The sequence below is a fragment of the Ferdinandcohnia sp. FSL W7-1320 genome, assembly GCF_038050315.1.
Classification (GTDB): Bacteria; Bacillota; Bacilli; order Bacillales; family Bacillaceae_L; genus Ferdinandcohnia; species Ferdinandcohnia aciditolerans.
The window spans coordinates 3029565-3053525 of the sequence record NZ_JBBPAM010000001.1 but is presented as its reverse complement, the minus strand read 5'-3'; the positions used below and the strand labels follow the sequence as shown (position 1 = coordinate 3053525).

Sequence of the window (23961 nt, the reverse complement as noted above, 5' to 3'; positions counted from 1 at the left end):
CAGGTGAGGGAAGTCTGCTAGACGTTGGGAGCTGGAACTAGACATGACCTTTATATCTAAGGCAGTTTTGTGGATTTCACAAAACTGCCTTTTAATATTGTCCTTTTACATGGGTAAATTGTTATAATGATAATAGGGAAAACCTTTGATATTGCTTATTTTTTACGGAGGATACAAATGGTTAAAAAAATTATTATTCCACTTATTCTTATTGGCCTTATCGGATATGCAGTTTTTGATTTTGTAGAAGATAAAAAAAGAGGGATAACCGGTATTGAAATTGGTAATATGGCCCCAGATTTTGAACTTCAGCTATTAAATGATGAAAATGAAACAATTCGTTTATCGGATCTAAAAGGAAAGAAAGTTGTTGTTAATTTTTGGGCATCATGGTGTAAACCATGTCGTGAGGAAATGCCTGAGATTCAGGAGTTTTATGAAACGAAAAGTGATGACATTGAAGTGCTTGCAGTCAACATGACAGCATCTGAAGTAAAGGCAGAAAACGCACATGAATTTGTTGAAGGAAAAGGTTATACATTTCCACTCTTAGTTGATCCAAAAAATCAAGCAAGTAGTGATTATAAGGTATTAGGATTACCTGAAACTTTTTTCATTAACTCCGATGGAACGATTAATGATTTCATCAAAGGACAGATGGACCTAGAAATGTTAGAAGCTAAAGTAGAAAAATTAAAGTGAAGATGAGAACCAACTTGATTTGGTTCTTTTTTTTATGCCTTTTTTAGTAAAAATGCACTTCTTTCTAATTTTTAAATAAATTTTCGAAAATTTGTAATAATTTAATCGTTTTTTGGAGATTATTACTATTACAATGGTAGATAGAGGAAGGTGAGAATATTGAGAAAAGTTAGAAAGATTTCTTTTGCAGATTTGGTTAATGAAAACAAACAGCAATTATTGAAAGACCAAGAAGCAATGGAGCGTATTGAGGCGAGACTTGAGCAAAAAAGATTAGAAAAAGCTGAGTAAATTTCCCATCAAATCTTTTATTTGGATAGAGGATCCACTCTTCTTTTTACATGAGAAAGCCCTTTCCGGGTGATAATGTAAAGGAGGAGGGGTAAATAAAATGCCGAAAAATTATCATAACCAATTTAAAAATAACCAAATAGGTACACAACCACGTGGATTTGGTGGAAATAAAGGGAAAAAAATGCAGGATACATCAGGAAAGCATGCTCAGGTTATGCAAACTAAAGGTGAATAATGCTACCATTAGCACACACGTGTAAAGGGGTTGTCCGAAAAGTCATTGAAAAATGACTTTTGAGGATAGCCCCTCGTTTTTTGTTTTTGGATATTACTTATAAAAGGGTTGTTGATTTCCGCTGCAGGTTACTCGCTTTCCGCGGGCGGTCCGGGAGCCTCCTCGTCGCAAGCTCCTGCGGGGTCTCCCCTGGCCACGCTTTTCCCGCAGGAGTCTCGTACCTTCCGCTCCAATCAACAAGGTTTCATTATTCAGTAATATTAGTATTAAAATTTTCTAAAAAAACACACAAAAAAATCATCCTTTTTAGTAAAATGAAGTTATGACACAACATTACTGAAAGGATGATTCTTTATGAGCAATCAATTGATTACTAAAGATAATTATAACATGGAGATGTCTTTATTTCCAGAGTGTGAAGAAGAGAAACAAGTATGTCAAAACACTGAAACCCAGAAAAGCAATAAACCAAAAGAGCCTAACCCTCGTAAGTTAGCCCCTACTTTCAAACCCTACAATAATCGTCAAGTTCATATGATTTATGATATTGAATCTCTTATTTCAGAACATCACGAAGCTCGTGTAGTAGACGAAATGGTTGAGTCAATCCCTGATGAAAAACTATTTTCGTACTATGTAGGTGGTGGCAGGAGTCCCTACCATCCTAAATTGATGCTTAAAATTATTCTTTTTGGCTATTCCCAAAAGGTTTATTCCTGCCGTGGAATCGCCAAATTAACAGAGGAAAATATCCCAGCTATGTGGTTGACAGCGATGCAACAACCAGATTTTCGTACTATTAATGAGTTCCGCGGTGGACGGATGAAAGATTTAATGGATGAACTATTTGAAGCTATGATTCGCAAATTGATTGAAGAGAACTACATATCATTCGAAAATTACTTTTTGGATGGCACCAAGATTGAAGCCAATGCCAACAAGTATAGTTTTGTATGGAAACGGGCCACTTCAAAATTCGAAGAGAAGTTAAAAGAAAAAATTAAAGAAACACTTCAGCATATCCATAAACTAACACAATCAGAAACTCAACCTGAACAACTATCAACCGATCAAGAACAAGAAATTACCGAACAAGAATTAATAGAAGTTGCGGAGGAATTAGAGGTAAAGGTTGATGCGCTAACAGAGGTAATTGAAAATGAAACGGATAAAGAAATTCGAAAAGAAAAAAGACAAGAACGTAGTCAATTAAAGAAATCAATCAAACAAATCCGTGAGGATTTCATACCTCGCATGACTAAATATAAGGAACAAAATGAAACGTTCGGTGATCGGAATAGCTATTCGAAAACTGACAAAGATGCCACCTTTATGCGAATGAAAGAAGATCATATGAAAAACGGACAACTTAAGCCAGGGTATAATGTACAAATGGGAACAGAGAATCAGTTTATTTTGTATTATACAATCCATCAACGACCTACAGATACACGCTGTTTTATCCCTCATATGGAGAAACTGGCAGCTTCTTCTCTGCCCATGCCTAAAGTAGTGAGTGCAGATGCAGGATATGGTAGTGAAGAGAATTATGTCTATAGCGTTGGGGAAGAGAAAGAGCAACGATTTGAGTTTCTTATTCCTTATGGGAGCTATGTACAGGAACAAACACGCAAATACAAGAAAGACATTAAAAATGCGAAAAACTGGACCTATGTTGAAGAAGATGACTGTTTTATTTGCCCGAATGGAATGAATGTAACATTTAAAAAATATCAAAACAAAAAGAATCAGTCTGGCTATGAGCAAAGCTTCAAAATATATGAATGTGAGGATTGTACAGATTGCCCTCTTAAAGCACAATGCACTAAAGCAAAAGGCAATCGACAAGTTCATTGGAATACAATTTTTGAAGAAATGAAAGCAAAGGCCAAAGCAGCCCTTGAATGTGAAGAAAAGACCGCTATCTACGCTCAACGTAAAGTAGAAGTAGAAAGTGTGTTCGGTCACATCAAGGGCAATCGGTCGTTCCGCAGATTTTCATTGAGGGGACTCAACAAAGTGAATGTCGAGTTTGGGATTGTGGCATTAGCCCACAACATACTGAAAGTAGCAGGCATCCGCCAGCTACTTTCAGAGAAAAATCGAACAACTCGAAAAGGCAAGGGAGAAAAACGACTCGTTTTTCTCCCTTGCCTTATTTTTTAGGACTTATGGGACAGCCCCTTTATTTTTTTTCCAGAAATAAAATGATCATAACTGAAGCAAAATAGAGATGTATTTCTAATACATAGGAGGAATAAGATATGACGCACAACAAAGCTAAACCAGATGATAGAAGTGATAATGTAGAAAGACTACAAGACATGGTCCAAAACACGATTGAGAATATCGAGGAGTCACATGATGCAATGCAATTTTCAAATGAAGAAGAGCGCCAGAGAATCGAGGCCAAGAACGAACGCCGTGAAGAATCTATAGCTGCAATGCGCGAAGAAATAAAGGACGAAGCTGCCGCTCGCGAAAATGGTTATAAGTAAAACTTGTAGAGTATGCCACCTTATATGGCATACTCTATTTTTGTAATTTCTAATGAAATCATTTTTAGGGCTTTTCCAACTTATGTTACTATATATGTAAAGCATCTTTAGAACTCAATAGGGAGAGGTTAGAATTGCTCATTTCAAAAAAAGAAGTCGAAGTACGTTATGCAGAAACAGACCAAATGGGTGTTGTTTATCATGCCAATTATTTAGTTTGGATGGAACTAGGTAGAACACAATTAATTAAAGATTTAGGTTTTAGCTATGCAGCAATGGAGAGCGACGGCATTATTTCTCCTGTAATTGATCTACAGGTTTCCTATAAAAAACCATTACGATATGGTGAAACAGCTTTAGTGAAGACGTGGGTTGAACAGTATGATGGTCTAAGAGTCATATATGGCTATGAAATTGTACGCCCAGATGGAGAAGTTTCCGTAAATGCTACATCTTCACATGTTTGTGTTAAAAAAGATTCATTTCGTCCAATTTCGATTAGAAAACATTACCCTGAATGGCATAAGGCATATGAAGATGCAAAAAAGAAAGTTGAATAGAAAAACAAGGCATTTAAGTGCCTTGTTTTATTAGTTACTGCTCTCTTGGTTAAGCCATTGATTCATATGGCGGGTCATTTCATCGTATTTACTTGAAGCATTACTTAATCCGAAGGTGTCGGCATTTTCGAGAGGTACTACCTTAAAGTTTTTGTTATGCCTGTTTGATATAAATGTTGGTGTAAATTGTGGGTTTTGAATACGAATGATGGATTCATCTTTTGATTTTACTTCTTTTATAATTTCAACTTTTAAAACCCCACCAATATCTTTATAATCCCACATCTGTCCAGATAAGAAATTACCTAATGAGTAAATAACGAAGGTTTGATTTCCATCCTTACCCGTTAACCAATCCATCGGTTGTAAGACGTGAGGATGATGACCAATAATGAGGTCAACACCTTCATCTGCAAGTTGTTGTGCTAATTGTTTTTGATGGTCATTCGGAAGTAATTGATACTCATTTCCCCAATGCATACTTACTGACACGACATCCGCTATCTCTTTTGCTGCTTTTATATCTTTTTTTATGAGTTCCATGTCAATTAAGTTAACAAGGTGATCTTTTCCCTTAGGGACAGGTATCCCATTTGTCCCATAAGTGTAGGAAAGAAATGCAATGTTAATTCTATTTTGATTTAATACCCTAATTCTACTTTTATCTTCAGGACTCTGGTACCCTCCTGTATATTCCATTCCAATTTTGTTTAAATAATTTGTAGCACTAATAATTGCCTTTTCACCACGGTCGAGGGTATGGTTGTTCGCAATAGTTACAATATCTACACCAGCATCCTTAAATGCATCAGCTACATCATAGGGGCTGTTAAAACTCGGATAAGTAGATAATCCGATTTCAGTTCCACCAACAATTGTTTCTTGATTAGCAATCGTAATGTCTGCGTTTTCAAGTAAGTGCTTCACATTTGCAATCATTGGTTTGAAATCATATCCATTGTCAGTTTTTGCATCATTATATACGGTGGAATGAATTAAAATGTCGCCAATCGCTGATAGTGTCATTGATGTTGTAAACGGTTTGAAATTCTGCTCAGTCTTTTTGAATTCATGATTTTGAGCAATGTAAGCCTCTGTTTTTGTATTTGCTTTAACATTATTTAGAGTGAAATAAATGCCCAATGGAATAAGTAATAAAATCATTGTACTAATGAGATATTTGGTGTTAAATAGTGTCCTTTTTTTCTTTCTGCTTCGTCTCATATAACATTGCTCCTTACCAGAGTATGATAATTCTACTATAATACAAAACTATGAAAAAATGTTAGAAATTTATCGAATATTGTCAATGATTTGAAAGGTATTTCATCTTTCGAAATAAATCGGCAGGAGATTTTAGAAAACTGTCGAATTATTTGCATGTGGATTGAAATCTAATGAAGTAGGTGTTTAAGGATGAAATTTCAAAAGCCAGATGTAGAACAATTTTTTAAAACCTTTGGGATACAGAATTTTACGATTAGTCCCGATGAAAAACAGGTAGTATTTAGTACAAACTTAAGTGGAAAATATAATCTTTGGGGAATCGACCTGCCTAATCAATTTCCATATCCATTGACTTTTAATGATCAAAGCTGTCAAGAGCTTACTTATGATAAAAATGGTCAATTTTTAATTGCGGGCTTTGATAAAGATGGCGATGAAAATACACAGTTATATGCTATTCAGCCGCAGGGTGGAGAATTAAAGCCTATACGAATTCAGGAAGGGCAGAGACATATGATTGCACTCCTGTCTAAGGATGGGAAGGAATTATACTATACTTCAACAAAGGATAATGCAATGTGTTTGAATTCATATTGCTATAACCTCGAAACAGAAGAAGAATTGGTTATGAACGTGGGAAAAGATGCAGCGACCTACTTGTTAGCGCTTAGTCCAGATGAAAGTAGTCAAATCTATTTAAAGCATTTTGCCAATACATATTCCTTAGCTTTTTTACATAAAGATGGCACCGAAGTACGCTTAACACCAGAGACAGAGCAACAGCACACTGTGTCTGATGTTCTATTTACATCAGATAGTACGATTTACCTATTAACGGATTATAATGATGATTTTTCATATCTTGCTAAATATGATGTGACAACAAACACATTTTCTAAAGTTGCTTCATTTGAAAAGGAAGAAATGAAATCAATTCAATATAACAAACAATCTCAAACAATCTACATTGTGAGTGAAAAAGGTGTTGAGGATTTTCTCTATAAATATCATATTGAAACAGGAGAAGTAGAAAAGTATAATACGCCTTCATCCGTAATTGAAAAGCTAATTGTATCAGAAAATAACAACCTGTATGTCCTAGGGCGTTCTGCTACAAATCCGCTTAACATCTATAAGCGTAGTGCTACTGAAAATATGTGGGAAGCCATTACGAACTATGGAGTTCCTGGAGTTAAAGAGGAAGAACTTGTTCAGCCTGATGTAATCACATATCCTTCTTTTGATGGGTTAGAGATTGAGGCGTTATTGTTTAAGGCAAATAAAGATGTTTCAAATGGACATGTCATTTTATGGCCTCATGGAGGACCACAGGCAGCAGAACGAAAGTCATTTAGGGCGATGTTTCAATTTCTAGTGAATCAGGGTTATAGTATTTTTGCGCCGAACTTCCGAGGTTCCACAGGATACGGCTTGAAATTTGCGAAAATGGTAGAGGGCGACTGGGGACATGGTCCTCGTCTTGATAATATCGAAGGACTTGAATGGTTAATTACGAACGGATACGCAGACCGTGAAAAAATACTTCTGTTAGGTGGTAGCTATGGTGGGTATATGGCACTCTTGCTACATGGTAAACACCAAGAATACTTTAAAGCTGTCATTGACATCTTTGGACCGAGTGATTTGTTCTCATTTATTAATTCGGTTCCAGAGCACTGGAAGCCTGTTATGAACCAATGGGTTGGCGATCCGGTGAAAGATCGTGAGAAGTTAATAGAGTTTTCACCAATTACCCATTTAGATGGCATGGTAAAACCAATGTTAGTTATCCAAGGGGCCAACGACCCACGTGTTGTAAAAGCGGAATCTGATAAAATCGTAGAGGCATTGCAAGATAAAGGTAGGGAAGTTGAATATTTGGTTCTTGAAGATGAAGGGCATGGATTCTCGAAAAAAGAAAATGAAATCAAAGTAAATCGAAAAATACTAGAGTTTTTTGATCGATTTATTTAAAAAAGAAAGACGTGTGACTTTCGAAAGGTCACACGTCAAATTTCCTATTTATGGACATAAACTCGGTTTATAGCCATTTAATTTTCGGTTCTGTTTTATTCTTAATTCGTGCGATGTTTGCTCGGTGGCGATAAAACACGAAAACGGCAAGTAATGAGACTACAATGATAAGCGGGTAATCAGTTTTAATAAAAATACTATAAACAATACTGAAAGACACGCAATAAATGGAAACTAGCATTGAAGATAGTGAAACCATTTTCGTCAATTTTAAGAAGATAAAAAAGCAAAGTAAAGTTGTAATAAAAAGGATTGGGTTATAACCCAACAGTACCCCGCCAGAGGTTGCGACTGCTTTTCCACCTTTAAAACCTGCAAAAATTGGGTACATATGACCTACAACAGCCACCATTCCAACTAATAATGGAAAATAATCTGGAAAGGACCCATTCAAAAATAGAGCGGGAAGTAGAGTTGCTAATGTCCCTTTTAAAATGTCTGCACTTGTAACGATTAAGCCTGCCTTTTTCCCAAGTGTCCGAAACGTATTTGTCCCACCTAAATTTCCGCTACCATGCTCCCGAATGTCTATACCATAGCCAATCTTCCCAACGATTAATCCAGAAGGAATCGAACCAAGAAGATAAGCAAGGAGTATAATAATAATATTTAGTACCATACTCTTAACTCCTTTAATAAAATAATAAAGATAATTGCTTCTTGACACATTGTATCATTCTTTCTAAATAATACCATGCTTGTACAAGTATTCTCATTATACAAGATATTTTTACTTACAATGATTTTTTCTTTTAATTTCGACAAAAAATATTGAAAAACGATGCAGAAATATTCAAATACGTTGAATATCAAAATAAATGCAGGAATATCTAGGCTTGGGACCGAAATACTATGAGAGATATCATCTGTTAGAATATATAAAGGGAGGACCCAATAAAATGTCATTGGAAATTCCGACTCGTGCTGAACTCGGTAACATTTTAAAGAAAAGTAAACGGATTGCTGTTGTTGGTTTATCTGATAATCTTGAAAGAACTTCCAATATGGTAAGTAAGGCTATGCAGGATGCTGGGTATGAAATCATACCTGTAAATCCAACTATTGACGAAGCATTAGGTGTAAAAGCCGTTAAATCAATAAAAGATATCGAAGGACATATTGATATTGTTAATGTTTTTCGAAGATCGGAATATTTAATGGATGTTGCGAAAGAATTTGATGATATTGATGCGGATGTGTTTTGGTCGCAGCTTGGATGTGTTAGTGAAGAAGCATACAACTATTTGAAGGAACGTGGGATTACTGTGGTAATGGATCGTTGTATAAAGGTTGAACATGCTTTGACAAAATAACAAACCATGAGATAAAATCCTTGTTCTTATACAAGGATTTTATCCTTTTCGCGAGAAACGGTTTGCGAAATTTCGATAAAGATATAAAATAAAAGGTGAGGCATTAAAAAACAAAACGTTTGTTCTGTTAAGTAAGAAACAACTAAATTAGTGATACTACTTATATAGAGAGAGGCTATTTATTAGCTATGTACTTGGGTTAAAAGTTAAAAACCCAAGTGTTTTGTATATGAAAGGGGTATGTTTTTTGGCTAAGCAACAATTTGACTACAATGATGATGCAATACAGGTATTAGAAGGCCTTGAAGCCGTTAGAAAGAGACCTGGTATGTATATTGGAAGCACTGATAGTAAAGGACTTCACCACCTCGTTTATGAAATTGTAGACAACTCGGTCGACGAAGCCCTATCAGGTTATGGGAATCACATCATTGTTAGAATCCATAAAGACAATAGTTTAAGTGTCCAGGATAAAGGACGTGGAATGCCAACTGGCATGCATAAAATGGGTAAACCAACACCTGAGGTTATTTTTACTGTGCTACATGCAGGCGGTAAATTTGGACAAGGTGGGTATAAAGCAAGTGGAGGTCTCCATGGGGTTGGAGCATCGGTTGTTAATGCATTGTCTGAATGGCTTACAGTCACGATTAAGCGTAATGGATTCGTATATGAACAGCGCTTTGAAAATGGTGGCAAACCTGCTACTACCCTTGAGAATATCGGAAAAACAAATCAATCGGGTACCACGATCCATTTTAAGCCGGACCCTACGATTTTTAGTACGACTACATTTAATTTTGAAACATTGAGTGAGCGCTTAAGAGAATCCGCCTTTTTATTAAAAGGGCTAAAGATTGAGATCTTTGATGACCGAAATGATTTCCATGAGGTTTATCATTATGAAAATGGGATTGAAGCGTTCGTAGAATACTTGAATGAGGAAAAGGATGTACTACATCCTGTCGTTTCTTTTGAAGGGGTTCAGAACCGAATTGAGGTAGATTTTGCGTTTCAATTTAATGATGGTTATTCAGAGAATATCTTATCCTTTGTAAATAACGTAAGAACAAAGGATGGAGGTACACATGAAGTTGGATCAAAAACAGCCTTGACCCGTGCTTTTAATGAATATGCTCGTAAAACAGGCCAATTAAAAGAAAAAGATAAAAATCTTGATGGTTCTGATATTCGCGAGGGATTAACGGCTATTGTATCCGTTCGTATTCCTGAAGAATTATTGCAATTTGAAGGACAAACAAAAGGAAAGCTTGGAACCAGTGAAGCACGCTCAGCTGTCGATTCAGTTGTTTCCGAAAACCTCGCTTACTTTCTTGAGGAAAATCCAGATGTAAGTACCCTTCTTGTTAAAAAATCGGTAAAAGCTGCTCAAGCAAGAGAAGCAGCAAGAAAAGCAAGAGAAGAAGCAAGAAGCGGAAAGAAACGAAAGAAATCAGAAGCGTTATTAAGTGGTAAACTAACTCCTGCCCAGTCTAAAAATCCCGATAAAAATGAACTTTATCTTGTCGAAGGGGATTCTGCTGGAGGGTCTGCCAAACAAGGACGTGACCGTCGTTTCCAAGCAGTTCTTCCGTTAAGAGGTAAAGTTATTAATACAGAAAAAGCAAAACTTGCCGATATCTTTAAAAATGAAGAGATCAATACAATCATTCATACAATTGGCGGTGGCGTTGGAGCTGATTTTACTATTGCTGATATCAATTATGATAAGATTGTTATCATGACAGACGCAGATACCGATGGTGCACATATTCAAGTACTGCTTTTAACCTTCTTTTATCGATATATGAAGCCATTAATTGAAGCGGGTAAGATATATATTGCGTTACCACCGCTTTATAAGGTAAGTAAAGGAACAGGTAAGAAAGAAGTCATTGAGTATGCATGGAATGATAATGAATTAAAGCATGCCATCGCTAAAGTCGGAAAAGGGTATATGATTCAACGCTATAAAGGTTTAGGAGAAATGAATGCCGACCAACTTTGGGATACAACAATGAACCCTGAAACGAGAACGCTAATTCGAGTCCGTATCGATGACGTAGCAAGGGCTGAACGAAGAGTAACAACACTAATGGGCGATAAAGTTGAACCGCGCCGTAAGTGGATTGAATCAAATGTTGCCTTTGGTCTTGAAGATGATTCGAATATTTTGGACAATGAAAATTTATCGGTCGTAGAAGGGGAGTAACAATAAATGGTACAAACAGAACAATACCGTGATCTACCTCTAGAGGAGGTAATTGGAGATCGCTTCGGTAGATATAGTAAATATATTATTCAAGATCGTGCTTTACCAGATGCAAGGGATGGTCTTAAACCCGTTCAAAGGCGAATCCTTTATGCCATGCATGTTGAAGGTAATACAGCTGAAAAAGGTTTTCGTAAGTCGGCTAAAACCGTTGGTAATGTAATTGGTAACTACCATCCTCACGGTGACACATCTGTATATGATGCGATGGTTCGTCTAAGTCAGGATTGGAAGGTTCGGAATGTCCTGGTGGAAATGCACGGAAATAATGGTAGTAATGATGGTGATCCACCAGCAGCTATGCGTTATACGGAGGCACGTCTTTCAAGTCTTGCTTCCGAGCTGTTACGTGATATTGAAAAAAACACTGTTGAATTTATTCCGAACTTTGATGATACAAGCAAAGAACCAGTCGTATTACCAGCGATGTTCCCAAACTTACTTGTAAATGGTTCTACTGGAATTTCAGCAGGTTATGCTACAGATATTCCGCCTCATCATCTAGGAGAAGTTATAGATGGTGTCATCAAGCGTATAGACAATCCAAACTCAACTGTTGATGAACTCATGGAAGTGATTAAGGGGCCAGATTTCCCAACAGGTGGTATTATTCAAGGGATTGAAGGGATAAAGAAAGCCTATGAAACGGGAAAAGGAAAAATCATTGTCCGTGGAAAAGTAGAGATTGAAGATCTTCGTGGTGGAAAACAACAAATCGTTGTCACTGAAATACCATATGAAGTGAATAAAGCAAATATGGTTAAAAAAATTGACGAGATTCGATTAGACCGTAAACTGGAAGGTATAAATGAAGTACGCGATGAAACTGACCGAACAGGTTTAAGAATCGTTATTGAACTAAAAAAAGATGCAGACGCACAAGGAGTACTAAACTTCCTCTATAAAAATACTGATCTTCAAATAACCTATAACTTTAACATGGTAGCTATTATGGACAGAAGACCAGTATTGATGAGCCTGCCGAAAATATTGGATGCGTACATTGCCCATCAAAAAGAGGTTATTACCAATCGGTCTCATTATGAACTAGAAAAAGCACGTGAACGTCAGCATGTTGTTGAAGGTCTTATTAAGGCGTTATCAATCTTAGATGAGGTTATTGCAACAATTCGTGCTTCAAAGGATAAAAAGGACGCGAAAAATAATTTAATCGATAAATTCGGATTTACAGAGCCGCAATCTGAAGCAATCGTTTCCTTGCAATTATATCGCTTAACAAACACTGATATCACAGCACTTCAGCAAGAGTATGATGAGTTAAATAAAAAGATAAGTGAATTAGTAGAAATTCTACAAAATGAACGCAAGCTTTTTCAGGTCATAAAAAATGACCTGAAGCGAGTAAAAAAAACCTATGCAGATAATCGTCGTTCAAAAATAGAAGACGAGATTGAAGAAATAAAGATTAATCTTGAGGTATTAATCCCATCTGAGGATGTAATTGTAACTGTCACCCAGGACGGCTATGTTAAACGGACAAGCCCTCGATCATATGCTGCATCAAACGGCCAAGATTTTGGCATAAAGGATACAGATCGACTGTTACACAAATTTGAAATCAATACAACCGATACCTTATTGCTCTTTACAAACAAAGGGAATTATTTATATATTCCAGTTCACGAATTACCTGATATAAGGTGGAAAGATCTAGGACAACATGTTGCCAATATCATAAGTATTGATCGTGATGAATTCATTATAGAGGCATTACCTGTTACGAACTTCGAGTTGCCAGAATATCTACTCTTTATCACCAAAAACGGTATGGTGAAAAAGTCAGAGTTAACTATGTATAAAGCACAACGTTATTCAAAACCACTGGTAGCAATTAATCTAAAAAACGATGATGAAGTTGTATCTGTTCATATCACAAACGGCAATATGGATGTCTTCTTAGTTACACATCTAGGGTATGGACTCTGGTTTGGAGAAGAAGAAGTCAACGTTGTTGGTGCAAGAGCAGCAGGCGTTAAAGGTATCAACTTAAAGGATGGCGATTATGTTGTAGCCGGTTCGGTAGTACCACCATCAACGCCAGCTGAGATAAGTATTGTTACACAACGTGGAGCAGTCAAGAAGATGAAAATCGCAGAATTCGAAAAAGCAACAAGAGCAAAACGTGGATTGGTTATGCTTCGTGAGTTGAAAAATCATCCACACCGTATTTCAGGCGCACATTTAGTAACAAATCAAGATGAACTTTTCCTTAAGACACAAAACGGAAAAATCGAATCAGTCGAAATAAAATCCTTACGTCCAAATGATCGTTATAGCAACGGTTCATTTGTAGTTGATACAGATGAAGCGGGAGAAGTAATTGATACATGGATTGTCACAAATGAGGAAAATTCTGAAGAAATAAAATAATGATCGAAAAGCAGCTACTTAAGGGTAGCTGTTTTTGATTATGAAATAATATTGTTAACTAGAAGTATCTATTTTGAAAAATATTTATATTTTAAATATCCCTGCTTTACTGTACAATAATTTTATAAGGATTAGAGAGTAGGTAATTTTGCGAAAATGGTAAAAAAATATATTAATAAAAGAAATATTCTCCTTCTCATAGTAGCAATTGTTTTATTGTATTTATTACCAATGTCAATTTCATTGATTTTGGCCTTTCTAACTGCTCTGTTATTAGAGCCATTAGTAAATTTATTAATCACAAAATACCGATTTAAACGGATTTATTCGGTTACAGTAACATTTGTTATTTTTATGGTGTTCGTTTTATTTTTGGGATACTTATTAGTCAATGTCATCATTAATCAAATGATTACAGTCGTAAAAAATATACCGTTTTATGTTTCAAGTATTGATACAGACCAAATTATTGCAACCTTTGAAAAGTTTGAAACTTATTTTGAGGATTTACCTAAGGAAGTCTTGGATTCTATTATGAATACCCTGTATTCCTTCCAGGATTTATTAATCGTTGCAGCAAGGAATTTAACAGAGGGGACGTTTAGTTTCGTTTCAAGTCTTCCTCAGCTATTATTAGAGCTAATTGTTTATTTAGTGGCAGCTTTTCTTTTCATGAATGATCTACCTGGAATTAAAAACAGGCTTAAAGATATGCTGCAAGAAAGCTCTATTGAAAAAATGAAGATTGTAATAACCCAATTAAAAAAGATATTTGTAGGCTTTTTAAAGGCTCAGATAGTTCTTAGTGGAGTAACTTTTGTTGTTACATATATTGGGCTTTGGATCTTAGATGTTAAGTATCTTCTAATTGTATCCTTGCTCATTGTACTGGTCGATTTACTACCTATATTAGGTACAGGATCGTTTATCGTTCCATGGGCCATTTTCGTATTAATCAACGGAAATACGAAGCTTGGAATAGGATTATTTATTCTTTTTGTACTTATAACCGTGATTCGAAAAATTATTGAGCCGAAGGTTTATTCGCAAAGTTTCGGTATCAGTGCTTTAGCAGCACTCATCAGTATGTACCTAGGGTTTAAAATAATCGGCATTGTTGGATTACTACTTGGTCCACTATTAGTGATTCTTTATGATTCTTTAACAAAAGCTGGTGTCATTAATCTAAACTTTAAATCAGATAAACTATAGAAAAAAGCTACCCATGCAGGTAGCTTTTTTCTTATAAAGAATCTTTTATTTTTGCTTCTAAAAAGCGTTTAAATGCCTCCATATCTTCTAATTTATCGAATGCAGCTTGTGCGGTTGTGTTATTGCCGCCACCTTTGCCATTATAGTTTTTAAGCTCTTGTTTAAATAATTTTCCACACTCAATGGGTAGTGTTCCATTATGGGAGATAAGTAGTTTATTTTCTAGTGTAGATGTAAAAATAACACATTGATTGGACGCCTCATTAATTTGTTTTGCAATTCCTTGAAGTTCTTTTAAAGCTTTTTCATCGAATGATTGGCTAATGATTGAATCATTATGAGATTGAATAAGTTCTTGAGCTAGGTACTGATTAAGTTTCCCTTTTAACTCCTCGATTTCTCTCTGAAATTGTTTGTTATCGGTTTCTATTTTAGTAATTTTTTCGATTAGCCCTTCACGATTCGTGCTATGTTTGTTTGCTAAGGTTGTCAAAACACTATGTGTTGCTTGATAATCCTCTAAAGCGCGGCCACCGAAAATAAAGTATACACGTGTATTTCCTTTGCTTTTTTCCGTTTTTAAAAGCTTCATAAGTCCTAACTCGCCAGTTCTTGACACATGTGTGCCTGCGCATGCAGATGTATCGATACCATCAATTTCAACAATGCGCATTTCATCTCCTTCAACGTCAGGTGTTTTTCGAAGGGGAAGGGTACTCACTTGTTCTTTAGAAACAAAATATGTTCTAATTTCGCGGTTTTCATAGATAGCTTTATTAACCTGCTTTTCAATATGTAGGAGCTGATCAGCATTAAATTCTGGGATACTTAAATCAATTGAAACGGTGTCTTGCCCTAAATGGAAGCTTGATGTGTGTGCATCATATTCTTCAATACAGATGGCTGATAACAAATGCTGGCCTGTATGTTGTTGCATATGGTCATATCGTAGTTTCCAGTCAATTTGACACTTTACAGTCCGGTTTTCAGGGGGATGGGAGAGTTTGTGGTATACCTCTCCGGCTTCTTGATAGACATCTAATACTTGAATATGATCAATCTTTCCAGAATCAGATGGCTGCCCACCACCTTCAGGATAAAAAGCAGTTTCCTCAAGTGTTACAAGACAGAAGTCATCTTTTTTTATAATATTTGTTACTGTGGTTGTCCAATTTGTTAAGTATGGATTTTCATAATATAGCTTTTTGGTCATCAAATTCTCGATCCTTTCAATATAGATAATTAAAACATACAAGAAAAGAAATAAAGATTCAATAATTAAAGCTGTTAGTTGTTATAAAGAAGAGGGAGGAAGAGCAATTTAATGATAAGAAAGGTGGAACAATGAATGGATGAGAATAAATTGATTATGGGAGAAATTGAAGAAGAAGCATTTGTGTTAACGCAATTCAAGCATATGACTACCCAATCTGTAATAAGCAAGGAGAGGCTAGGAGCGATTTGTGATTACTTATCAAGAAAAGTAGATAGTGGGGAAAACGAGCATTATATTACGTTAAATGATCAGATGCCGATTAGGCTTAATCAAGCTGAGATGAAGGAGTTATTAGATGAATTTATAGAAATTCGTGGGAAGTTAAATTAAAAGACGGGAAGATAAGGATTAGAAGAAAAGGTGAAAGTTTAACATAATAATATTATGTAAACCAAAATCTGAAGAAACACGAGGGAGGGCTGGAATTAATCATTATGATATTTTTTAATGATAAATTCCATTCCGATTTCAATTAATGTGTTTGCATGTGTATGAAGTCTACGTGCACGATCTTTTAGTTGTTCATATTGTGAATTACTAAATGTTGTGCCCATTTTGATGCGATCTTTAGGTTTAACTGGGGATTTATATTCTTTAGGTTTCTTATAAGTATCTAATACGTAATCAATTCCTTCAGTTAGTAATTGATTGAACGGAACTTGTTTATGGTTTGCTATTTCTTTAATTTGTTCAAGTAAACTGCGGCTAACAGTAGTATTTTTGGTAACACGATCGGCATTATGGTGTCTAATTTTACTTTCATAAGGCATTTGTAGATCAGCTCCTGAGTGAAATTATATATGTAGTTAGATATGTAAGTTAATGAAGAACGCAATTAATAAAGCTTATGGAATTTGTGTTAACTTGATTATATCATGGATTTGCTGTTAAATTTACGGTTTTATCTAAGTTCCTAGAATAGATATTATGTAAACTAAATAAAAACTGAACGAATTACTTATCTTGTCATATAGAGAATGAATACTGTAAAGTAAACCTCCTTTATATCATAACATCATAACAAAAATACCTCATTCAGCATAGGCGATCGAGGTATTTTTGAGCAGAAAACGTTATATGCATTTATTACGAGCAACTTGTTTATGCACTATGGGAGATTTGCTGTTGATAATTTTTGGGCAATACTAATAAACTTACGACCGCCCCTATTGCTAGTATACCAAATGAAATACCCCAGCCTACAATTTCATTTGAAAATGAACTTAAAACAAATCCAAACACGCTAGGAGAAATAATTGTAATACTGTAACCAAGTACTTGTTGCATACCTAATGCTAATCCCATTGTATTTTGTGTACTCAATTCACTTATGGCTACAGAGTAAATAGGAGAATCGCCAGCTACAGTGATTCCGTATATAATTCCAATTATTATGATAACTGAGAAGGGTATTGAAGATATCCAACCAAAAATAAACGAAGAAAGTAATCCAGTTAAGAGTAATGGCTTTAGTGCTTTTACTCTACCGATACGGTCTGACAACTCTCCCCCCATCCACGTACCAAGTGCTCCAATGACGATAAATATTCCAGCCCAAAGATTTCCAACTTGCTGAGCCTCCTTAATTGAGAACCCATGAGTCATGGCTGTGAAGACCATAAATGGCCCGACCCATCCCCAAAAAGCATATAGTTCCCACATATGTCCAACATATGCAAGATTCATGGCTACCAATTTTTTATTTTTAAATAATGATTTTAATAATGTAATGGACATCTCAGGCGGTGATTTTGGCATTTCTGGATTCACTTTATATAGTAACATCATTAGCGCAGCCAAAAATGAACCGAGAGATGTGATAATAACAACTTCTCGCCATCCAAAAAATGAAATTAAGGGGGAAGAGAACAATAATGAACTCCCTGATCCAACTACTAAAGCACCAACATAAATTCCAAACGTTTTTCCTCTTGAATGAGGAGGATAAATACCTGATAAGTACTTTAATCCAGGTACATAGATACCACCTAAACCAATTCCAGCTAAAATTCTAAAAATTAAGCCACTAATATAATCATTTGCAAACAAACCAAATAATAATCCACTTAGGCCAGCAATGAATGCAGATATAATAAAAATTATTCTGGGATTAATTCGATCAGACAGGTAACCGAAAAAAAATACAGAGATTACGTAACCAAATTGGAATGAGGATAAGATTATCCCAGCTTGACCAGATGTTAACTCCCACTCACTTTGAATTAAAGGTAATACTGCAGAATAATTAAACCATATTAACATAGATAAAAATTGTGCACACGAAACTAGTAACAATGGGAATATAGAAAGATGTTTCATTTCCTCCCCCTAAAATTTGAAGTTAAATATAGCGGAGTACTCACAGTATTGTTTGTTCCAATTTATTAAAACTAGAAAGCAAGATAACAATTTATCTTTTATCTTGCTTTCTTATGCATAATGAAATTATATATTTACTTTTTCTTTTGATTGATTTTTTAGCACAATTAGGCCGTCTACTGCCCTATAGCCTTGCCCTTTTGGTAGTACTAACAAAGGATTAATTTCTACTTCATGTATATATTCTTTATTTTCTGATACAAAAGTTGATAGCCTAACTAAAGCATCGATTAGTGCATCTTTGTCAGCCTCAGCCTTTCCTCTGTAGCCTTCAAGTAACTTAGCAAGCTTAGTTTCATTGATCATCTGTTCTGCCTCATAATGAGTAATTGGCGCTAGTCTTAAACTAACATCTTCTAGTAACTCTACTAAAACACCACCTGATCCGACCATAACGACTGGTCCAAACATTGGATCAACTTTCGCACCTGCTATTACTTCAACCCCTCCTACAACCATTTCTTCTACAACAACTCCATTAATTGTTGCATCAGGGTGTTTCATTGATACATTTGTGATAATATCATTAAATGCTTTACTCACTTCTTGTTTAGATTTTAAATTAAGCTTTACACCACCAGCGTCTGATTTATGCGGAATTTCCGCTGATTCAACTTTTAAAACTACTGGATACCCAATGTTATCCGCAATTGCCACAGCGTCCTCTGCTGATTGCATCAATGTTTTTTGTGGTACTCTTATTCCATATTCGTTTAATATACTTTGACTCTCGCGCTCTGTAAGCACTCCAACCCTATTTGCCAACACTCCTCTTTTTTCATTATTTAATACTCTAGTATTGGGAATTTGCCCACTCTGTTCCTCTTTTTGTTTCAAGAAATTAGAATAGGTAATTAAATTTTGGATTGCTTTATATGTTGGAATCGCACCTGTTAATAAAGGAATACCTTTTTTCAACAGCATTTCTCCAACCTTTTTATCTGCTCCACCTGCATTAGGAGTAAATAACAATATCGGCTTTTTGTATAATTTAAAACAATCTAGCATACTCTCAACAACAACTTTTGTTGTTTTATTATTATTTAAAGCGCTTTCAGTTATGTCCATTTGCGAAACTCCAATAATATCTACATTCTCATCTTGTGCAATTGCATTCAAACAAGAGCTATACATATTTTTATCAAGTGCCGCATTTCCAGTCGTATCTAGTGGGTTTCCTATAGATCCGAATTCTGGAAGAATATTTTTCAAACTTTCTTTTGTTGAAACATTGAAGTCAATAAAGTTAACCCCTAATTCTTGCCCTATGTCGGAATACATTCCTGCTTCACCACCTGATGTGGTAGTGATAGCGACACCTGATCCCTTTGGATAGACACCGTTAGAAAATAATATTGTTGTTTCGATCAATTCATCTATATCGCTAACTCGAATGATCCCTTTTTGCTTAAACATTGTTTCGATTACTTTATCACTACCAGTCATACTACCGGTATGTGCGACTGCTGCCTGAGCTGCTTTTTCAGACTTTCCAACCTTTACGAGTATAATAGGTTTTCGGTTCTTATAAGCAATTTCTGCGGCTTTACTAAATCGTTCTGGATCTTTGATTCCCTCTATAAACGCAATGATTACATCTGTATCGGGATCTGTTGCTAAGTATTCAATATAATGACTACTATTTACAACCATCTCATTCCCACTTGAAATAATTGTGCTAAGGCCTACCCCTCTGTTTCCAAGCTCTCCAGCGATAGCATGCATTAGACCCCCACTTTGGAAGACGCCACCAACATTTCCTTTTTTAAGTCCATCTGGGAAGAAAAAACCATATGCTGAAAAGTTATTAGCTGCACTAATTAATCCCAAACAATTTGGTCCAGCAATTGCTAATCCACTTTCTTTAGCAAAACTAATAAGTTCCTCGGACTTTTCGCTTCCCGTACCTTCTCCTTCTCCAAATCCACTAGTAATTACAACTGCACCCTTTGCTCCCTTTGCTACAGCCTCTTTCAGAGTAGGGATTACATAATCACTAGGAATACTAACGTAAACACTATCAATTTTTGTAGGAATATCACTTATACTTGGATAACATTTTTGACCGTGGACTTCTGTGTACTTTGCGTTGACAAAGTAAATTTCACCCGTATATCCAATTTTCATTAAGTTTTGATAGGCTAGAGTGGCTCTATTATTTTTAGGCGATATTCCTACTAATGCTATAGAATTCGGCCTGAAAAGCATTTCCAGATTCATTTATATCCCCCCTGCACACCAGATATTATATTATTCAAATCCATCATTTGCTTTTTGTAAAAAGGCCTTGAGTCCATCTCTTTTAATAGATTCCCCAACTTCTGCAACGTCAGCAGGTTTGTTTAAGAAGAACATGGCAATTGCAGCTTCCAGGTTATAGTCTAGGGACTCTTTTATATTCATCATTTCATAAATTTTGTTAATGGTCACTTTTGTAATTTTTAAAGCTGAAGGTGGAATTTTAGCCATTTTTTCACCTAATGAAATTGCCTCATCTAATAAACGTTCTTGGGGAACAACACGGTTAAAAATACCTATACGATACCCCTCATTAGCATCTACTGAATCACCAGTATATAATAGTTCCTTAGCTTTTCTCATTCCTACCACCCAAGGCATCATTAATGTTGGTGGTGCTGCACCAAAACGAATTTCTGGTTCGCCAATTACAGCTTGCTCTGATGCAATAGCAAGATCTGCTGAGAACACCCAATCGGCGGCACCTCCTAATGCATAGCCATCAACTGCAGCTATCACTGGTTTTTTCAGATCCCACATTTTTAATGAAACTCTTAATAAAGATTCTAAATGTTCTCTCCAAACTTCAGCAGGTTCTTCACCAATTGGATTTGGCATTGAGTAAACTTCTTTTAAATCAACACCAGATGAGAAATTATTATTAGCACCTGTTATCACAACTGATTTAACATCATTGTTTTTTTCAAGTTCATCCAATGCGTTCCACACATCTTTTGTTAATTGTTCACTAATTGCATTTAATTGTTTAGGACGATTTAAAGTTATTACTCCAACATTTCCAACTACATCACAAATTACAGTCTCATATACATTATTTGCTTTTACTTCTGTCATTATCGTACACATCCTTCTTTTAATTTTGTGTTTCTACTAATATTTATAAGCAAGAATCGTGCCAACTTTAAATATGCTTAAATGTCGTGATTTTTGCTTAATAAATCATGAATTAATAAGTCACATTAAATCATTAATTCATTTTTAATTCATTTATATAAATCATGAGTCTAAAAATGAATCAATCGCTACCTTTTTTATTGGAATTCCATATGGACATGGGATCGCAGGACTGTCCTTGTATGCCTCTACACCCAATTCTACTGCTTTTTTACGGTAATCTATGTTATTCTGCGGATGAAATTGTAGTTGAGCTAATTTTACAAAGAATAGAGGTCCTGATACGCCTTCTTCTCTTTTCTGTTTATAAACACTACTTCCTGACATACAAGCTTGACAATCAGTACATTTACTTACAGCTTCATATTTCTCATCTATTGTAGAAGTAGAATGAGAAATATTTAGTGAACGAGGAAATAATTGCATTTTTTTAATAGTTTCCGTTATTATTGAACGATCAACTATTAAATCTTGTAATATAGGTAGATTTTCAAGCGGTCCCACATTCATATTGTTTTTTACTTTTGTCATACAGGCCATTCGAGGAGCACCATTTACGGTTAGACCACATAAACCGCAATTTTTATATCTACATCCATAACGTACCGCTAGGGGTGGTGTCGCTTTTGTCTGTATGTCTAAAAGTACTTCTAATAAAGTGGATTTACCTTCATCAATTCCCAACTCGTAATTCTCAACCCAAGTTTTAGAATCTATTGTTCTATTTATCTTTAGATTAATTTTACTTTTACTCATTGGAATTCCCCTTTAGTAAGGTAAAAAGATTTCCGTTTTTTAGATGAATTACAATATTTTTCAAGGGTTCAGAATCTTTCATAGCAGGATAATCTTCTCGATAGTGACTCCCCCTAGATTCTTTTCGTTCTAGAGCACTTAGTAAAATACTTTTGGCAGTTTGTATCATGAATCGTAATTCAATTGCTTCTAGTGCCTGATAATTTATGCTTTTGTTCCAATTAACAGAAAGGAAGTGAGACTTTTTTTCTATCTTAGTTAGTAAGTCCATACCGTCTACCAACATTTCTTGACTTCTAATAATACCAGCATATTTCCACATGACATGCCCTAATTCACGCTTTAGCTTTATAGTGTTTTGTTCTCCGTGTTGGTTTGCTACATGGTTTATAAAATTATCTTTCTCTTCTTCTAGATAGTCTTTACTTAATTTTTTTATAGATTCATACTTTCCTGCAACTTCATTTCCTACAATTTTCCCAAATACTAATCCATCAAAAAGTGACATTGAACCCATTCTACCAGCACCATGAATTCCTCCTGCGGTTTCACCAACCGCCATAAGCCCATCTACAGATGTATTCCCTTTATTATCAATCAATAGTCCACCCATTATATAATGTTGTGTCGGTAGTACTTCAAAACATTCCTTCCACTGATATGCCTTAGTTCCATTTGCTAGCTTTAATGGGTCTAAAGAACCAATTGTTTTCCAATTCTCCCAAGATTCCTCTCCATCTTGATAATTACGATTGGCAGTTGGATCCAGCCATACTCCTCCATTTGGTGTAGGATGTCCCTTCATAATTTCAAGTGCAATTGTTTTACTAACTTCTTCTCTTGTTTTATTAGATAAGTCAGAACAAATAATTTCACCTTTATTGTTCCTTAATACTCCATAAGGTCCTGCTGCAGAAGTATCTCCCAATTCTATTCCCAACATTCCTTTTGGATAAGTAATCCCAAAAGGCATAAATTGGATTTGTTCCATGTCGATTAAATGTGCCCCAGCATTTAACCCAATTGCGTACCCGTCGCCAGTAGCGCTTCGCATATTATCTGTGTGTGGGAAATACAACATCCCTCCTCCACCTGAAGCAAGTATCACCCTCTGAGTTAAAAGAGCCTTCCATTTTCCTTTTATCCAATCATATAGCAATACACCATGAACTTTGTTTTCATTAAGAATGATTTTACAAGCAATGACCTCTTCAAAAATATGAATATTTGTATCTAATAATTTGCTTCGCAACGTATTAGCAAGTAATAAACCTCTTTGATAAGAGAGCATTGTTCTAGCTTCTGAGTGCCCAGCAGGTTTTATCTTTTTCCTTTGATCACTCATATTATGATCTGATACAAAAAGGTGCCCCCAGGATTCAATTAACTCATGTACACCTACACTATTATCAAGTAATTTTTCTAGTAGATGGGTTTGATTAAGGTTTTTTCCAGACTTTATCATGTCTGAACTTAACGTGTGTTTATCCGATCCAATGGTACTGATAATTCCACCTGATATTCTGGTGTTCCCCCAACCTAGAGGTTCTTTAGATACCAAACATACCTTAGCATCTGTATTAGATGCTACGATACTCGCCATCATTCCAGCCACACCACTACCTATACAAACCAGATCATGGTTAAGAATTTCCATAT

The 23961-nt window shown here is 35.5% G+C and carries 21 protein-coding genes; 12 read left to right on the top strand and 9 right to left on the bottom strand.

Translation table 11 applies throughout. From position 1 onward, the window contains the following. Positions 1 to 177: 177 nt before the first annotated feature. From NST91_RS15120 to NST91_RS15095, 6 genes are all read left to right on the top strand, one after another. Entirely contained in the window at positions 178 to 702 is a 525-nt protein-coding gene (locus tag NST91_RS15120; RefSeq protein ID WP_341331817.1) for a TlpA family protein disulfide reductase, read from the top strand. A 159-nt stretch (positions 703 to 861) separates the two neighbouring features. Further along, positions 862 to 993 (top strand): FbpB family small basic protein, encoded by a 132-nt coding sequence (locus NST91_RS15115; RefSeq protein WP_341331816.1) that lies wholly within the window; start codon positions 862 to 864, stop codon positions 991 to 993. 100 nt (positions 994 to 1093) lie between these two features. After that, the gene (locus NST91_RS15110; protein WP_010282192.1) at positions 1094 to 1231 is read left to right on the top strand and encodes an acid-soluble spore protein N; all 138 of its coding nucleotides are present in this window, start codon (positions 1094 to 1096) and stop codon (positions 1229 to 1231) included. 354 nt (positions 1232 to 1585) lie between these two features. Further along, complete coding sequence (locus NST91_RS15105; RefSeq protein WP_341330442.1) at positions 1586 to 3397, top strand: IS1182 family transposase; 1812 nt, start codon at positions 1586 to 1588, stop codon at positions 3395 to 3397. A gap of 98 nt (positions 3398 to 3495) precedes the next feature. Next, positions 3496 to 3729 (top strand): small acid-soluble spore protein Tlp, encoded by a 234-nt coding sequence (gene tlp / locus NST91_RS15100; RefSeq protein WP_341331815.1) that lies wholly within the window; start codon positions 3496 to 3498, stop codon positions 3727 to 3729. A 134-nt stretch (positions 3730 to 3863) separates the two neighbouring features. Next, the gene (locus tag NST91_RS15095; RefSeq protein WP_341331814.1) at positions 3864 to 4289 is read left to right on the top strand and encodes an acyl-CoA thioesterase; all 426 of its coding nucleotides are present in this window, start codon (positions 3864 to 3866) and stop codon (positions 4287 to 4289) included. A 30-nt stretch (positions 4290 to 4319) separates the two neighbouring features. Here NST91_RS15095 and NST91_RS15090 read toward each other — a convergent pair whose 3' ends face one another. Continuing rightward, positions 4320 to 5513, bottom strand: coding sequence for a CapA family protein (locus tag NST91_RS15090; protein ID WP_341331813.1), 1194 nt, complete (start codon positions 5511 to 5513; stop codon positions 4320 to 4322). A 192-nt stretch (positions 5514 to 5705) separates the two neighbouring features. Between NST91_RS15090 and NST91_RS15085 the strand changes: the two genes are divergently transcribed. Then, the gene (locus tag NST91_RS15085; RefSeq protein ID WP_341331812.1) at positions 5706 to 7490 is read left to right on the top strand and encodes a S9 family peptidase; all 1785 of its coding nucleotides are present in this window, start codon (positions 5706 to 5708) and stop codon (positions 7488 to 7490) included. A 67-nt stretch (positions 7491 to 7557) separates the two neighbouring features. On the opposite strand, the gene plsY is transcribed toward NST91_RS15085, so the two are convergent. After that, a complete protein-coding gene (plsY, locus tag NST91_RS15080; RefSeq protein ID WP_341331811.1) occupies positions 7558 to 8169 on the bottom strand; it encodes a glycerol-3-phosphate 1-O-acyltransferase PlsY in 612 nt (203 codons plus the stop codon). Positions 8170 to 8449: 280 nt separating this feature from the next. Between plsY and NST91_RS15075 the strand changes: the two genes are divergently transcribed. From NST91_RS15075 to ytvI, 4 genes are all read left to right on the top strand, one after another. Then, positions 8450 to 8863 carry a CoA-binding protein gene (locus NST91_RS15075; protein WP_341331810.1) on the top strand — a complete coding sequence of 138 codons (414 nt, stop codon included), beginning with the start codon at positions 8450 to 8452 and terminating at the stop codon, positions 8861 to 8863. 229 nt (positions 8864 to 9092) lie between these two features. Further along, positions 9093 to 11075 (top strand): DNA topoisomerase IV subunit B, encoded by a 1983-nt coding sequence (parE, locus tag NST91_RS15070; RefSeq protein ID WP_180271614.1) that lies wholly within the window; start codon positions 9093 to 9095, stop codon positions 11073 to 11075. 6 nt (positions 11076 to 11081) lie between these two features. Further along, the gene (parC, locus tag NST91_RS15065) at positions 11082 to 13526 is read left to right on the top strand and encodes a DNA topoisomerase IV subunit A (protein ID WP_341331809.1); all 2445 of its coding nucleotides are present in this window, start codon (positions 11082 to 11084) and stop codon (positions 13524 to 13526) included. Positions 13527 to 13682: 156 nt separating this feature from the next. Continuing rightward, positions 13683 to 14738 carry a sporulation integral membrane protein YtvI gene (ytvI, locus tag NST91_RS15060; RefSeq protein WP_309099438.1) on the top strand — a complete coding sequence of 352 codons (1056 nt, stop codon included), beginning with the start codon at positions 13683 to 13685 and terminating at the stop codon, positions 14736 to 14738. A 31-nt stretch (positions 14739 to 14769) separates the two neighbouring features. Here the strand turns inward: ytvI and NST91_RS15055 are convergent, their stop codons facing one another. Next, positions 14770 to 15951 carry an alanyl-tRNA editing protein gene (locus tag NST91_RS15055; RefSeq protein WP_341331808.1) on the bottom strand — a complete coding sequence of 394 codons (1182 nt, stop codon included), beginning with the start codon at positions 15949 to 15951 and terminating at the stop codon, positions 14770 to 14772. A gap of 135 nt (positions 15952 to 16086) precedes the next feature. Between NST91_RS15055 and NST91_RS15050 the strand changes: the two genes are divergently transcribed. Further along, positions 16087 to 16344 (top strand): hypothetical protein, encoded by a 258-nt coding sequence (locus tag NST91_RS15050; RefSeq protein ID WP_099355261.1) that lies wholly within the window; start codon positions 16087 to 16089, stop codon positions 16342 to 16344. Between the two features lie 95 nt (positions 16345 to 16439). Here the strand turns inward: NST91_RS15050 and NST91_RS15045 are convergent, their stop codons facing one another. The 6 genes from NST91_RS15045 to NST91_RS15020 all read right to left on the bottom strand — a co-directional run bounded on the left by NST91_RS15045 (position 16440) and on the right by NST91_RS15020 (position 23959). After that, positions 16440 to 16784 (bottom strand): hypothetical protein, encoded by a 345-nt coding sequence (locus NST91_RS15045; protein ID WP_099355260.1) that lies wholly within the window; start codon positions 16782 to 16784, stop codon positions 16440 to 16442. A 331-nt stretch (positions 16785 to 17115) separates the two neighbouring features. Then, entirely contained in the window at positions 17116 to 18333 is a 1218-nt protein-coding gene (locus NST91_RS15040) for an MFS transporter (RefSeq protein ID WP_341331807.1), read from the bottom strand. 126 nt (positions 18334 to 18459) lie between these two features. After that, positions 18460 to 20613 (bottom strand): acetate--CoA ligase family protein, encoded by a 2154-nt coding sequence (locus NST91_RS15035; protein ID WP_341331806.1) that lies wholly within the window; start codon positions 20611 to 20613, stop codon positions 18460 to 18462. 30 nt (positions 20614 to 20643) lie between these two features. Beyond that, entirely contained in the window at positions 20644 to 21486 is an 843-nt protein-coding gene (locus NST91_RS15030; RefSeq protein ID WP_341331805.1) for an enoyl-CoA hydratase/isomerase family protein, read from the bottom strand. Between the two features lie 162 nt (positions 21487 to 21648). Beyond that, complete coding sequence (locus tag NST91_RS15025; protein WP_341331804.1) at positions 21649 to 22302, bottom strand: 2Fe-2S iron-sulfur cluster-binding protein; 654 nt, start codon at positions 22300 to 22302, stop codon at positions 21649 to 21651. After that, the gene (locus NST91_RS15020) at positions 22295 to 23959 is read right to left on the bottom strand and encodes an FAD-binding protein (RefSeq protein WP_341331803.1); all 1665 of its coding nucleotides are present in this window, start codon (positions 23957 to 23959) and stop codon (positions 22295 to 22297) included. Before NST91_RS15020 ends, NST91_RS15025 begins: the two co-directional genes overlap by 8 nt. Positions 23960 to 23961 lie beyond the last annotated feature (2 nt).

Coding starts and splice junctions, on each gene's coding strand:
- NST91_RS15045 (WP_099355260.1), bottom strand. CDS start 16,784: ATGCCTTATGAAAGTAAAATTAGACACCATAATGCCGATCGTGTTACC.
- parE (WP_180271614.1), top strand. CDS start 9,093: ATGAAAGGGGTATGTTTTTTGGCTAAGCAACAATTTGACTACAATGAT.
- NST91_RS15090 (WP_341331813.1), bottom strand. CDS start 5,513: ATGAGACGAAGCAGAAAGAAAAAAAGGACACTATTTAACACCAAATAT.
- NST91_RS15035 (WP_341331806.1), bottom strand. CDS start 20,613: ATGAATCTGGAAATGCTTTTCAGGCCGAATTCTATAGCATTAGTAGGA.
- NST91_RS15110 (WP_010282192.1), top strand. CDS start 1,094: ATGCCGAAAAATTATCATAACCAATTTAAAAATAACCAAATAGGTACA.
- NST91_RS15030 (WP_341331805.1), bottom strand. CDS start 21,486: ATGACAGAAGTAAAAGCAAATAATGTATATGAGACTGTAATTTGTGAT.
- ytvI (WP_309099438.1), top strand. CDS start 13,683: ATGGTAAAAAAATATATTAATAAAAGAAATATTCTCCTTCTCATAGTA.
- NST91_RS15020 (WP_341331803.1), bottom strand. CDS start 23,959: ATGGAAATTCTTAACCATGATCTGGTTTGTATAGGTAGTGGTGTGGCT.
- tlp (WP_341331815.1), top strand. CDS start 3,496: ATGACGCACAACAAAGCTAAACCAGATGATAGAAGTGATAATGTAGAA.
- NST91_RS15040 (WP_341331807.1), bottom strand. CDS start 18,333: ATGAAACATCTTTCTATATTCCCATTGTTACTAGTTTCGTGTGCACAA.
- NST91_RS15075 (WP_341331810.1), top strand. CDS start 8,450: ATGTCATTGGAAATTCCGACTCGTGCTGAACTCGGTAACATTTTAAAG.
- NST91_RS15120 (WP_341331817.1), top strand. CDS start 178: ATGGTTAAAAAAATTATTATTCCACTTATTCTTATTGGCCTTATCGGA.
- NST91_RS15055 (WP_341331808.1), bottom strand. CDS start 15,951: ATGACCAAAAAGCTATATTATGAAAATCCATACTTAACAAATTGGACA.
- NST91_RS15050 (WP_099355261.1), top strand. CDS start 16,087: ATGGATGAGAATAAATTGATTATGGGAGAAATTGAAGAAGAAGCATTT.
- parC (WP_341331809.1), top strand. CDS start 11,082: ATGGTACAAACAGAACAATACCGTGATCTACCTCTAGAGGAGGTAATT.
- plsY (WP_341331811.1), bottom strand. CDS start 8,169: ATGGTACTAAATATTATTATTATACTCCTTGCTTATCTTCTTGGTTCG.
- NST91_RS15085 (WP_341331812.1), top strand. CDS start 5,706: ATGAAATTTCAAAAGCCAGATGTAGAACAATTTTTTAAAACCTTTGGG.
- NST91_RS15105 (WP_341330442.1), top strand. CDS start 1,586: ATGAGCAATCAATTGATTACTAAAGATAATTATAACATGGAGATGTCT.
- NST91_RS15025 (WP_341331804.1), bottom strand. CDS start 22,302: ATGAGTAAAAGTAAAATTAATCTAAAGATAAATAGAACAATAGATTCT.